The 11,729-nt window shown below is 63.6% G+C and carries 12 protein-coding genes; 4 read left to right on the forward strand and 8 right to left on the reverse strand.

Annotated elements, in window-relative coordinates; all coding sequences use genetic code 11:
- Positions 1 to 85: 85 nt before the first annotated feature.
- From VMT40_RS37300 to VMT40_RS37310, 3 genes are all read right to left on the reverse strand, one after another.
- On the reverse strand, positions 86 to 610 hold the full coding sequence (locus VMT40_RS37300) for a hypothetical protein (RefSeq protein ID WP_326364380.1): 525 nt from the start codon (positions 608 to 610) through the stop codon (positions 86 to 88).
- 395 nt (positions 611 to 1,005) lie between these two features.
- Entirely contained in the window at positions 1,006 to 2,142 is a 1,137-nt protein-coding gene (locus VMT40_RS37305) for a SagB/ThcOx family dehydrogenase (RefSeq protein WP_326364381.1), read from the reverse strand.
- Between the two features lie 349 nt (positions 2,143 to 2,491).
- Positions 2,492 to 2,620 (reverse strand): hypothetical protein, encoded by a 129-nt coding sequence (locus VMT40_RS37310; RefSeq protein ID WP_326364382.1) that lies wholly within the window; start codon positions 2,618 to 2,620, stop codon positions 2,492 to 2,494.
- Positions 2,621 to 2,832: 212 nt separating this feature from the next.
- On the opposite strand from VMT40_RS37310, the gene VMT40_RS37315 reads away from it, so the two are divergent.
- From VMT40_RS37315 to VMT40_RS37325, 3 genes are all read left to right on the forward strand, one after another.
- Complete coding sequence (locus tag VMT40_RS37315; protein WP_326364383.1) at positions 2,833 to 3,180, forward strand: hypothetical protein; 348 nt, start codon at positions 2,833 to 2,835, stop codon at positions 3,178 to 3,180.
- A 920-nt stretch (positions 3,181 to 4,100) separates the two neighbouring features.
- A complete protein-coding gene (locus VMT40_RS37320; protein WP_326364384.1) occupies positions 4,101 to 4,346 on the forward strand; it encodes a hypothetical protein in 246 nt (81 codons plus the stop codon).
- Between the two features lie 33 nt (positions 4,347 to 4,379).
- The gene (locus VMT40_RS37325; protein ID WP_326364385.1) at positions 4,380 to 5,879 is read left to right on the forward strand and encodes a hypothetical protein; all 1,500 of its coding nucleotides are present in this window, start codon (positions 4,380 to 4,382) and stop codon (positions 5,877 to 5,879) included.
- Positions 5,880 to 6,592: 713 nt separating this feature from the next.
- Here VMT40_RS37325 and VMT40_RS37330 read toward each other — a convergent pair.
- Together VMT40_RS37330 and VMT40_RS37335 are read right to left on the reverse strand one after the other, a co-directional pair.
- A complete protein-coding gene (locus VMT40_RS37330) occupies positions 6,593 to 6,979 on the reverse strand; it encodes a hypothetical protein (RefSeq protein ID WP_326364386.1) in 387 nt (128 codons plus the stop codon).
- Between the two features lie 121 nt (positions 6,980 to 7,100).
- On the reverse strand, positions 7,101 to 7,763 hold the full coding sequence (locus VMT40_RS37335) for a dihydrofolate reductase family protein (protein WP_326364387.1): 663 nt from the start codon (positions 7,761 to 7,763) through the stop codon (positions 7,101 to 7,103).
- 525 nt (positions 7,764 to 8,288) lie between these two features.
- Between VMT40_RS37335 and VMT40_RS37340 the strand changes: the two genes are divergently transcribed.
- Positions 8,289 to 8,861 carry a recombinase family protein gene (locus VMT40_RS37340; protein ID WP_326364388.1) on the forward strand — a complete coding sequence of 191 codons (573 nt, stop codon included), beginning with the start codon at positions 8,289 to 8,291 and terminating at the stop codon, positions 8,859 to 8,861.
- Between the two features lie 248 nt (positions 8,862 to 9,109).
- On the opposite strand, the gene VMT40_RS37345 is transcribed toward VMT40_RS37340, so the two are convergent.
- The 3 genes from VMT40_RS37345 to VMT40_RS37355 form a co-directional block, all read right to left on the reverse strand.
- Positions 9,110 to 9,577, reverse strand: a complete 468-nt coding sequence (locus VMT40_RS37345; protein WP_326364389.1) for an Rv0361 family membrane protein — start codon at positions 9,575 to 9,577, stop codon at positions 9,110 to 9,112.
- A gap of 170 nt (positions 9,578 to 9,747) precedes the next feature.
- Positions 9,748 to 10,071, reverse strand: a complete 324-nt coding sequence (locus VMT40_RS37350; protein WP_326364390.1) for a hypothetical protein — start codon at positions 10,069 to 10,071, stop codon at positions 9,748 to 9,750.
- 615 nt (positions 10,072 to 10,686) lie between these two features.
- The gene (locus VMT40_RS37355) at positions 10,687 to 11,316 is read right to left on the reverse strand and encodes an MspA family porin (RefSeq protein ID WP_326364391.1); all 630 of its coding nucleotides are present in this window, start codon (positions 11,314 to 11,316) and stop codon (positions 10,687 to 10,689) included.
- Positions 11,317 to 11,729 lie beyond the last annotated feature (413 nt).

Below are 11,729 nucleotides of genomic sequence, written 5' to 3' on the forward strand. Positions count from 1 at the left end.
TATCATCGATGCTGCAGGACGCAATAGCATCCTTGAAGTGGACCCGGCAGCCATCCGGACGGTTGGTGAGCCGGGTTTCGCGTATCTAGGACAGCTTGCGGACCTGCGTGATGAGCGGGTCCACGCGTCGGCGCCAGTCACCGCCCTTGGCGACGCACCAGGCCACCGCGTCCGACACCCACAACAATGGCTCCTGGTTGGGGCGCCTGTGCTCATATTCCAGAGTGGCGGCCACATCGAACTTCCGCACCGCGTTGTAGAAGGTTCGGCGGTCGGCCTGGACCAGCGAATCGTCCTGCTCGATCGTCAACCGGCGACCGCCGAGCGCGGCCAGGTCTTCGACAACCGCTGTGAGGCAATCGGTTCGGGCTTCGACCGCGTCCTTGATGGCGGTCGCGTCGTACACCATCACCCGGACCTTCAGGGCGCACAGCGCCGAGCAGATCTCGTGGCGACGGGAATCCCTCTCGGTTTTGAAGTGAATGCGGTTTTGCCCCGGCAGCCGCTTGGATTGCAGCACCTTCCGTGCCTGTTGGAGGTGGCAGACTTCGGTGAGAGTGGAGACGATCAGCAGCCCGTGCTGTTTGGTCTCGTCCACGAATGCGTGCATCTCCGGTGACCCACGGCCTTTCCTCAGCGCCAGCGACCGGCGCGCAACTCATGCATTAAGCCTATGGGTCACTAACCGTTCCCGCTTCCCGACTCACCACTCTCAGGTTTCTGCCGCAGGAAGTGGGATATCCCTTTGCGTTCGTTGCGCCGACCAGCCGTAGTGTGAAACCAGCGGATCCTCTGTCGGAGTATCGGTGTGACGCCGGAGATCCGCCGGTTCAAACCTTTGTCTGTGGCACGAGGCACGAGCGACGGTCACTGGTTTCACCGCAGGTACGTCGTCATCGATAGCACTCGAACACGCATCCGGCAGAGCACGTACGTCCGGCGCGGTGGCGGTGAAATGCCGACCGGCAAACCGTCATAGGACGTTCGACAGTGGCTAGCACATAGTCAGGGCTCGAAAGTCAGCGTGGTCCGGCGCATTGTGTCGAGTTCCGCAACCGGTGGCGACAGAGACGGAGCGGGAGACGGATGGCCGGCGCCGAGAAGATACAGCGGCAGTTGGCCTATCCCGTCCAACGTGAAGGCTTCGCAGAGCGCGAGGTCGTCGCAGATAGCGGTCTGGAAAGGGCCTAAACCAAGCGCGGTGGCTGTCATGGCGAAGGTCTGGCCGAGGTGGCCCGCGTTGATCAATGACGCCCGATAGACCCGCGGAATGGCGTATTTGCTGCGCATTCGGTCGATCATTGCCACGAGGACGACGAAGAACGCCATACCGCCTGCCCACTCCTGCCCCGCACAGAGATCGGTGATCTGTCGGCTGGTTAGCCCTTCGCCCAGCAGCTCGAGGGAGTGTTCTCGCACGTTGTAGTGGTAGAAGCCCGCAGGCACGTCCTCGACAGCACGCACTCCGACGTAGGCGTCGAGTTCTTGGCGGGATCCACCGGCAGCGCTGGTGCGGCGGAACAAGGCGCTAGTCCCGGAATTGATGTAATCGACCGGTCCGAACACGGTGGCCAACAACGCGGCAAAGGTATTTAACGCAATGGGCGCATCGGTGAAGTCTCGACAAGTGCGTCGTTCGAACAGTACTTGCTCGAACGATATATCGAAACGAACGGGCCTGCGCGGCAGGAACATTCGATTCGCTGCCGGATACTCGGTGAACAGTGTGTGGGTCGGCGGCAACGTGGAAAGTTCCGGATTCGACGCAGGCACCGCTTCAGACTGAGGATAAGCGACAGCGGTTGTCGCATAGTGAAAGAAGGACGCCTCGGGCACCCATGAACCCCAATGTGACGCTATTGCCTCGTCACGCGCGGCCTCATCGGTGCCTTCGGCCAGTAGTAGGCCCGCCTCGTGCAAGGAGTCCACCGCGCCCAGGAAGAGTGGATTCGCTTGGGCCGCCACCTCGGGATCCGTCCAGGATTCGAACGCCGCGAGTATCTCGACACTGAAGGGCGCCAATGTGAGTGGTTCGCGATCCGGGTAGGCATGGGCCACGAAGAATCCGTCGAACCAGTAGCAGACCAGACACTGTCGGCGGCGAAAACGCATCGGTTGTTTACCGGCTTTCGCTGCCGCCATCCTCCCACTTCCAACCCATCAGGACTACCGGCATGACGGGCCGATCTCCCCGGACAAGCTGGGCGATGCCCAATTCTCGATTGTCGTGTTTCTGAGCGTCCATGTTCATCTGAACCACCAGCCTCTGTGAGTCGGATCATGCGTCGTTTCGTTGACGTTAGCGCGCTGGCCCAAAGCCAGGCTTACGGGCTTCCCATCGATGGGAAGTATTGCTGGGCGGTCGTGTCGGTTCAGACCGGTCCGATGATCGGCTCCTCACATGCTGACGCGTGCTGACGCGCCGATTCCGCTCAAGCAGTGTGTAGGCGCCACGCGCAGTGCACTGACTGGCCACACCGGCTCGGTATTCTCACTCGCCGTCACGTTGTCCGCGGCCAACATCAACGATCACCTGATGCTGCTCAAACTGCTCGACCGGTCCAGCGCTGCCGGGCGGCCGGGCCAGCGTCGCCGGATCACGAACCTGCCCGTTCATCATCTTCGCGGGCGTCCACCTCGGGCGCGGTCCGCTGGACGTCGCAGGCACAGAACGGGTTCGGGCACCTGGTCGCCGGGGGCATGACGCAGGCACCGACCCGGGGACTGTGGGAACTGATCGACACCGGCTAGACCAGAGCCGTGTTGAAGGTGTCCGGCTTGCGTCTGCACGCGACCTGACCGCCGGTGATGACGGCCTTATGCTGGGCAAAGATGCCCTTGGTGAACAGAAAGAAGCAGGGGTTGTCATGGGCGGCGCGGATCCGCGAGAGACTGAGTCGGAATATCGGTAATGGGGGCGACCGACGCGAGAGCCGCCGAAGCGCGGGTGAGGACGGCGCGAGACATGATGTGCCGCACGATAATTCCGTCGCATCGGAAGCATGCCATGGTGTGCTGAAGCTGGTAGTAACCGCCAAGTTCGCAACCAAGTCCGGTACCCCAATCACACCGCCCGAGCAGCATGAATTGCTACGAATTACGTTGTGGCACACCGATATATGCCATGTTGACTACCTGCCGGTGATGCCGGATGCCGATGGCCAGCCGCCGCTGGCCTAGCATTGAACGCGGGCAGGTGAGCCAGATCGCTGCGCTTCATCCGAAACTCTCTCTGTATCAACATGATTACTTGTTTCGAACCGTCCGGCTGACACTCCAGGCGCCCGCCGACCGCGTTACTCGCATACCCTGGCGAGCAGCGCGGGGCGTCTGTACCGGGACAGGCAGGAGCCCGGCGTAATCCTCTAGCTTGAACCCCGCAGGCGGTTGCGCGTCGAGTGGGGACCAGCCCGGTTCCTCGTCGACCCACCCGGCCGGGGCGGGAATCACGTTGGCCGCCACGCACTTCCACAGCTCGTCGATCCCACCATGTTCGATGCCCGCCTCTCCGGTGACAACCGCAACCGGGCAACCAGCACGCCGCCACGCAAGCCCTCCACAGCGCGGAGAACCTGCGGGCCGCGGATGATGCGCTGCGCCCGGGCCGGGAACACCCTCGACGCAGCCCGCCAACTGACCAGTGTGAAGAATCGGAACAGCTCCTCGCGGCTGATCTCCGGGAACTCCCGAAGTCGCTGCAACTCCTCATCAGCGAACGCCTGTGTCGCCACGAACTCGAACCTCCGGCATACCCACCAGCATCATCGGCAGCCAAGCCAAGCACCACTCGCACCACCGCACCCCTCGAACGCGAAAACTGGTGCCCACCAGCGGACTACACCGTATCCGCCCGATATTCGGCGAATGCTACGGCGACCCCACATTGCGGGCATGGCGACCACAGTGGGTACACCTGTCGCCCGCAACAATTCCCTATCGAATTCGGCTGTAACCAGGCACTGCGAGGCGAGATTCGAGTACTGGACTACTCGTGCTGGGTGGTCGGTTGCCGGTCACGCTGGCGGGGACAGTGCCGCCGTGGTGGAGCCTCGACCGTCGTCCGACGTGCCGTACCGCGGGGGCTGTCGCCAGGAGAAATGATGATGATCGAAATCTTCGAACAAGAACCTGCACCGCCGCGCCCACGCCCCCGCCCGGCCCGACCGCAACCCGGTGTGCTAGGACGCTGGCACACTGCCAGCGGCGACATCGTGTTCCGGCAGGGCGAGTACGTCGTGGCCCCAATCCCCGTCGCGCTCATGCTGTTGCAGGAAGCCGCCCACAAAATCCGCGACCCCTACTACCAGCCCCGCTCCACACTCATCGCACGCCTGCACGGCCACTAACTCGACCACGCCTACGAGCACTACACCGGCTGCATGACCGCATCACTGGCATTGATGCCGCCCGCAGCGCGAGTCCGCGCGGTCGCGCAAACCCTCGACTTCGTCATACGACGCGGCGACGCCACCGGGGTCGAAGGATTCCTCACCTCGGCGCTGCAGTCCGCATGGGATGCACTTCCCCCCGACCTCGCCGCCGACGCCCTCAAGGTGTGGACGCGTCGGGTGCGCACCAGCGTGTTCGTCGCCCACCGCGCCACCACGGTCTTCGACTCCACGACCCGCCTGCTGACCGTGCTGCGTCCGCGCGACTGGGACAACATCACCCTCGACGCCGGGCTCGCCGACCTGGCCCGAAAATTCGCGCAGATGGCTCCCGGCTACGGTCCCGGACACAACGTCGGCGGCGCCAGCGGGGCGGGGCTGAACGGGCCCGGCGCCAACACCGGCAACGGCGGCATCAACACCCAAGGTGACAACAGCCATCACGCCCCTAGTGGCGGCGGCGATAGCGACAACTGGCAAAGCCAGTACGACCTCGGTGACCGCAACGCCCGCAACCCCTACGGCGATGCTTCGGACAATCAGGGCGGCGGTTTTGTGGGCGGGTTCGTCCCCGGCGGTAGCCAATCCGGCGGGGGTGGGGGCCACAAGGGCGGTGACGCTAACGATCCGCGTAGTCGCTACAACCTCGGTGACCGCAGCAGCGACAGCCGGTCTTCCGGCCGCCGGGGCGACAACGGCAGCGGCAGCCTCGGCGCATTGGGACCCGAACATCACAGTCTCGGTGACGGCGAGTTCGACGGTTCCGGCGGCCGCATGGGTGATCAGTATGGTCTGCACGATCATGGCCCGAACGGAAACGCCGGTCTCGGACCATCTTTCAGCGACACACCGGTGCTGGGAGGACCGTTCGGGTACGGAACAGGAGCTAGTCGCGTCACCGACGAGAACGACCGCCAGGCGGCGGAAGGACGCCAACAGGCACAGCAGGGACGCGACCAGCAAAGCAGAGGAAACGCGGAAACCCTGACTGGCATCGGTATCGCCGCCAGTGCTGGCATCGCTTTGCTCGCCATCAGCAACCCCGCAGGATGGGTTATCGGAGGCGCCTACGTTTTCGCTGCTATAGGCGGCGCGCTCATAGTCCAGGGTGCGAGTGACACCGCTAAAGGTCAGAAGAACGAAGCGGAAGGCAACAAGAAGGAGCAAGCTGCGGAGGCCAAGAAGCCGGGGGACTCGAAGCCCGCCGATCCCCCGAAGGATCCGCCGCCGGCCGATCCGCCGAAAGACCCGAAGGACAAGGGAGGAAACAAGCCGAACCCGGAGGACTTCCCCAACATTGAAGACGCCGGCGGCGGATCCGGTCACGGCGGCCCGCGTTCGTTCGACTTCTTTCCCGACCCGGACGGTTCCGGGGGCGGCGGCCCGAAGTCGATGGGTGTGCGGCTCGTGCACGCCACGGTCGCGACCGGTGCTGGCCTGAACAGCTTGGCCGTCGGCATCAACGCGTCGACCACGCGACTGCTCGTCTGAGCGGGCACGACCGCAGAAATCGATCGATCCCTCGCAGGCCGGTTGTAGGGCGAAGCCCAAGCGCATGCTGATCGTGGTGGCGGGCCGCGATCAGCATGCGGTCCTCGTCGCGGAGAGGGAAGTGGTGCTCGGCTCCGCGATAACGCCATCGAAGCCACCCCCTCCCAGCTGGGTCCTATCCCATAAAGCCGCGCACGAAACCACCCGTGCTGCAATGGCACTCGCCATCTGCTAGCAGGTCAGCGGTATCAACCCTGGTCGGCGCCGGATCCCAACTGGATGCACGATTGCTCCCACCCCTGAACAAGTCATCGCTCAGCGATCAGGGACGACCTACAGATCTCGGTCCGGAAAAGAGTCCAGTCGCTTGGCCACACAGCCTTCGAGCGCGTTGTCATTAGCCGCGTCGAGCATCGGCTCGGCGGACCCTCTCACCCAATGTGGCGGCCTCGTTCACCGCCGGCCCATCAGATCCAGCTCCTCCAGCAGTTCTCGCCGCTGCCGATAGGTCAGGCCTATCACGACCGTCCCATCAACTGCGAGCACGTCGAACAGTAGCGGCGCGGTGCAGAACTGCCAGGCGATGGCATCTCGCGTCCCCGCCCTTGCGGGTGACGGTGCCGCACCGGTTCACCGGATCCGAGCAGGTTGACGCAACCGGTTCGGAATGCCAGAACCGGCATGCAGCACAACCGCAATGGAATAGGTTGGGCTCATTGGTGATCGCTCGTCCATGCCGGGTGGCTGCGATAGGCGGCCAACGCTTCCTCCACCGCCGTCGAGGTGGGGTCATATGTCGATGGTTGCGTCCATACCGCCGCGACCTCGACCGGGGCGAGCCCGAGTCGGTCACACACCGCGCCGGCGACGAGGTCTGGGACCGCCATCCGGGGTAGGTTGAACCAGCCGTATCCGGTGGGCTCGGCCCGCTGCGGGCGCGCCCAACTCACCCAACTCCAGCCCTCCCGTTCACTCCACCCCACCACCAACTCGTCATCCCCACACGGCTCGGCCAACCCGAAACACATGTCGCGGTCGGGCCCAGGCCCGAAATCGTGGTAAGTGAGCCTGAGCCCGGTGCGGTTGAGCGCCTCGATCACCGCGGCACCATACGGGTGGTGCGCATCGTCGAACAAGAATCCCTCGCCGTCAGCAGCGCCCTCCATAACCCGCATGTATTCCGCTCCGTCATCTCCGACCTGATCATCTCAACGCCGTCAGCTACCGAGGATGAACAGCGTAGGTCAAATGCGTCACCCGCGACGACGACTCCGAACGGATCTGTTTCAGCGAGACCTTGGAGGAGTCCACGCCGTCGAACAGGCGGGTGCCGACGCCGAACAACACCGGCGACACGGCGATCGTGAACTCATCGACCAAGCCGGCGTTCAGGTACTGCACCATTGTCTCGCTGCCGCCTGCAATGCGGATGTCCCGCTCACCTGCTACATCGCGGGCCTGCTTCAGTGCGCTCTCGATTCCGTCGTTGACGAAGTAGAAGGTCGTTTCACCACGTGTCCAGGGCTCGCGCTCTTCGTGCGTCACCACGAACACAGGAGTATGGAACGGCGCCTCCTCCGGCCATGACTTCTCTCCAAGATTGAACATCCCCTTGCCCATGATGCTCACGCCGGTGCGCTCGAACGTCTCGCGGGCAATGTCGTTGTCGCGGCCTTCCTCGCCACCTTCGCCGAGTTTGAGGTTCTCTCGGAAAAACCGCAGCGGGACGAGCCATGCTTGCAGATCCAGCCACTGCTCGACACCACGCGCCAACTTCGGATCCCGCTTCAACTGCTCAGGCGTGGCGAAAAGACCATCCATCGACTCTGGTGCGCTGAATCCATCCAGCGACATGGACAAACTGAAGAACACTTTTCCGGTCATCAGCGACCCTCCATGGTCTCGACGATTTCAGCGACGTAAGAAGTCAGTGTTTTAGTGTTTGCTAGTCGCCGTCAACGGCGCGATACATTTCCTCCGCCGCGAAGCTCTTTGGTGAGGAAGGACTTTGCAAAACCAGGTTCCACCGACTGAGGGATGACACAACAGACATCGTGGTGCACGATATTGGTTCCCCGAGCGGGGCCGAAAGGACTGCATCAATATATCATGGCTATTGTGCGGCTACAATTCGGCTGTGGCGCATGACATGGGGTGCCGGTAAGAATTGTGTCACCTGGTACATGAAGCCGCCGATGCCTACCTGCTCCCGCAGGTTCTGGTGCCGGACGGTAAGGGGTCGGCCACGGCTGGAATGGACGAAAACGATCGTTTGTGTCCCATACCGAGCCACCTCACCGGCCGACCCGTCCGCCCAGGTCGACATTCGCCCGACTTGGGTCAGAACCCGTGTGCGATATCTACGAGACGAAACCCGACATGTCAGCCCTTTGTGGGACAGTCCGGGGCATGGCTCGGTTCGGGTACGCGCGGGTGTCCACGCGAGGGCAGAAAGACGACTCCCAGATCGACGCGCTCACCGCGGCCGGGTGCGAACGGATCTGGGTGGATAAGGCCTCCGGGAAGCTGGCGCGGCGCCCTGAGTGGGACAAATGCTTCGAATACCTGCGCCGCGGCGACGAATTGGTCATCACCCGGCTCTCGCGGCCGTTCCGCTCGGTGCGGCACATGACCGAACTCGCCGCCCAGCTCGACGAACGCGGCATCGACCTGGTCGTGCTCAAACAAGGCATCGACACCACCACCCCCGCCGGGCGGTTCCTGTTCCACGTCATCGCCGCCATGGACGAGATGCTCGCCGACCTCATCAGCGAAGGCACCCTCGAAGGACTCGAATCCGCCCGCGCCCGAGGACGAGTCGGCGGCCGGCCACCCGCCCTCACCGAGCTGCAAGCGCTCAAGGCCCGCGAGATGTACGACGAACGCGACCACCGAGGCAAACGCAAATACACCGTCACCCAGATCGCCGAAACCTTCGGCGTCTCCCGCAAAACCATCTACCGCCACCTCGAACCGACCTGACCCCAACGACCACTCGCGGCTCAAGGCAGCCGCAGGAACTCCAACACCATCACCGCTGGTCAAGCCATTGTCGTTGTTTTCCGCACGATTACTACCGGGACCCCGAATTCGGCCAACGGAGCAGTTTTGCGCCACTTCACTGAGTGGAAGCTCCGCGAACCAACCTAACCCGCCGGGTGTCTGCGGGAGACTCGATCAACCCTTTCGGTTCGGGTCTCCCGCAGGAATTCACCCTTTCCGTTCCATCGTCATTTCTGGTCAGATGGCGGCGCTATAGACTGTGGCCCGCAGACCCTCCAGTCTCCGGATTCTTTCTTGAAGTGATACTGGATGGGCGGATTCGGAAGAACGGCTCCGTTCTTCGCGTCGTTCTCGTAGTGGCTGACGATCCAAGCACTGCCGTCATGTAGGTAGATGAACGGGCTGACGAAGTCGTCGAGCACGATCTTCCCGTCCGTCTCGAGGTCCTTCTTCAATACGTCTGTGGCGGACTTGCCGTCGGTCGGCTTCTTGATGTCGTCAGCGGACTCCGAACAGCTTGCCGCCACCAGTTCGTCGAGGTTCTGGGAGTTGTATGCGGCCATATACTTATCGAAGGCGGCCCGCAGAGGTCCGCCGTTGCCGTCGTTCGTAGTCGACGACTCGTTGGAACAGCCTGCCACACCGACAGCGCAAGCTATGGCGGCGATGATCGCCACCGTGAGCTTATTCCCCATTCCGGGCTCCTAATACCTTGGAGATCACGTACCCCAGCGGCAGCAGCGCTGCCGTTGTGAGTATCACGACAAGGACGAAGTTCCATGACTTCACTCCGGCGGCGTGGGCGATGATCGCGACCGCGCAAAGGATCCCGCCGCAGATCAATGTCACGAGACGGTTCTTCCATTTATGAGGCATTGCAATATCCTGAGTCGTCCACGTAGATACCGACGAGCGCCACTTCTGGATACTTGGAGAATCGGAGTCTGACGCACGCGTCCCGTCCTGCGGCCTCGGTGACCGCGTCCATGAGGCGGAAGCCATAGACCAGCATGACGGCTATGCATCCCAGGCCCACCGGCCACGCCGGCGCCAGATAACCACAGATCGCGACGGCCAAGCCCGTGGGGCCGCCGACTGCCAGGTTGACGTTGCGAGCCAGCCATTTCACCTGTGACTTGGTCAAATATAGCGAGCAGGTCCATGTGCTGCAGTTGTATTCAGCCGCCACGGGTCGCACTCCGGGAGTTGCCGGGGGTGCCTCGGTGGCGGGAGGCTGTTCTTCGCCTGGCGCGGGCTGAGGCTCCGCGGGTGGTTCATTGCCTGGGAGAACGGGTTCGGGCGCGCCGGGGACGGGAACGATCGGAGTGCCGTTGTAGGCCGGCGGGGCGGGGGGAATGTATGCACCACCGTTAGGGCCGCCGTTGCCGGACTGGCCGGGCAGAAGAGTGGGTGCGGGGGCGGTGGGCGCCGGAGCTGTCGAGGGCACCCCGGGATTCTGAGGTGGCGGCGGTGGCGGTGGTGGGCAGGACACTCCTGGTGAGGGGATGCAGAACGGTGGCTGCGCCAGGGCGGGAGCTGTTGTCATCGCATGCAACGACGCCGCGGCCATCGCGGTGACGAGCACGGCTGCTGTCGACATCGCCGACCATCTATGACTGGACCGAGATCCCTCCCTGAGCGGCGAGTGCCGGGCGGGTAGAGGTCCGTCATCAAGGGTGCCCGTATGTACTGTCATCGGTGACAGAGTCCTTTCCTCGTCATATCCCGTCGCCGCGGCGAGGGCTGGTAACGGAAGTGCGGGACAGCTACATTTGGCGCGAAATTTATTGCGGTAAGTCGGTTTTCAGAACCATTGCGGCTCCCCGTACACCGTGACCGTGTCGTCGCGGTTGGCGGTGGAGACGGTGAGCGAGGCTATCGATCGCATCGCAACCTGACCCATGCATGAATCCACGTGCAGTGCAACATCTTTCATCGCGAGGTCTGCGGTCGCGGCGGCCATCGGCTTGGATCCGAGTGCGACGGTGGTGATGGTGCCCGGGCGCAGGGTGACCTGAATACTGGGCGTGATCCCGGCGTTGAGACCGGCGTTGCCGCCGAGGGTTCCGGCCGGGTACTGGGAGGCTGTGCCCTGACCAAGGACGCCGAGGTTGGCGCCGAGGGTGCCGCTGAGCCCGGCGGTCAGGCCTGGGCTCACATCTGTGTTACAGCCAATCATCAACCCGACCGAGATCACGCCAGACCGGATCGGGGTGTGGCCCTTGCCGTTGATCGCGCCGTTGGCGGTGACCGAGACGAACGCTTCGCGGGAGAACGCGGCGGCGTTCAACGGTGGCCATCGATCGAGGTTCTCCTCGGTCTTGCCGATCGAAATCTCCCACCCGTCAGGGGTTTCCAGCGACCGGAACTTGTCAACGTTCGGGTCCGCGACGCCGACACCAGCGGTGAACACACCCAACAGCAGCACGACCACGGCCGGACACACCGTGCCAACGACCGGCGCGATGCCACGTCCACGTGGGGACACCCACGCCTCCCTTTCCACGCTTCATCTACCCGCGAGCCGATCCACCCACGGCAAAACCTCGGCAAACATAGCGGGCGATAGGCTGTGACCAGCGGTTTCGCCGATTCGACACGCCGGGTGAACGCGGATCCCCATGCCGGACGGCTGCCGATCTCCCTCCGGTTACGCGCTTGCACGACACGGACACGGCCGGGCCCGACCTGCGCACTCGGCGCCGTCTCTGGCGCTACTGTTCCGGCCTGGCCGCACATGCACGCCTCCCCACCGCGGCCCGTGCGGGCGGTTGCACCGATCACGGTGTCCTACACCGGCGGCCCCCGTAGTGCACGTCTCCTTTGATGGAATGCTGCCGGACGGCA

This window comes from Nocardia sp. CDC160, from assembly GCF_035818795.1.
Taxonomy (GTDB): Bacteria; Actinomycetota; Actinomycetes; order Mycobacteriales; family Mycobacteriaceae; genus Nocardia.

Coding starts and splice junctions, on each gene's coding strand:
- VMT40_RS37300 (WP_326364380.1), bottom strand. CDS start 610: ATGCACGCATTCGTGGACGAGACCAAACAGCACGGGCTGCTGATCGTC.
- VMT40_RS37320 (WP_326364384.1), top strand. CDS start 4,101: ATGATGATCGAAATCTTCGAACAAGAACCTGCACCGCCGCGCCCACGC.
- VMT40_RS37325 (WP_326364385.1), top strand. CDS start 4,380: ATGACCGCATCACTGGCATTGATGCCGCCCGCAGCGCGAGTCCGCGCG.
- VMT40_RS37345 (WP_326364389.1), bottom strand. CDS start 9,577: ATGGGGAATAAGCTCACGGTGGCGATCATCGCCGCCATAGCTTGCGCT.
- VMT40_RS37305 (WP_326364381.1), bottom strand. CDS start 2,142: ATGGCGGCAGCGAAAGCCGGTAAACAACCGATGCGTTTTCGCCGCCGA.
- VMT40_RS37310 (WP_326364382.1), bottom strand. CDS start 2,620: ATGATGAACGGGCAGGTTCGTGATCCGGCGACGCTGGCCCGGCCGCCC.
- VMT40_RS37335 (WP_326364387.1), bottom strand. CDS start 7,763: ATGACCGGAAAAGTGTTCTTCAGTTTGTCCATGTCGCTGGATGGATTC.
- VMT40_RS37315 (WP_326364383.1), top strand. CDS start 2,833: ATGCCCTTGGTGAACAGAAAGAAGCAGGGGTTGTCATGGGCGGCGCGG.
- VMT40_RS37340 (WP_326364388.1), top strand. CDS start 8,289: ATGGCTCGGTTCGGGTACGCGCGGGTGTCCACGCGAGGGCAGAAAGAC.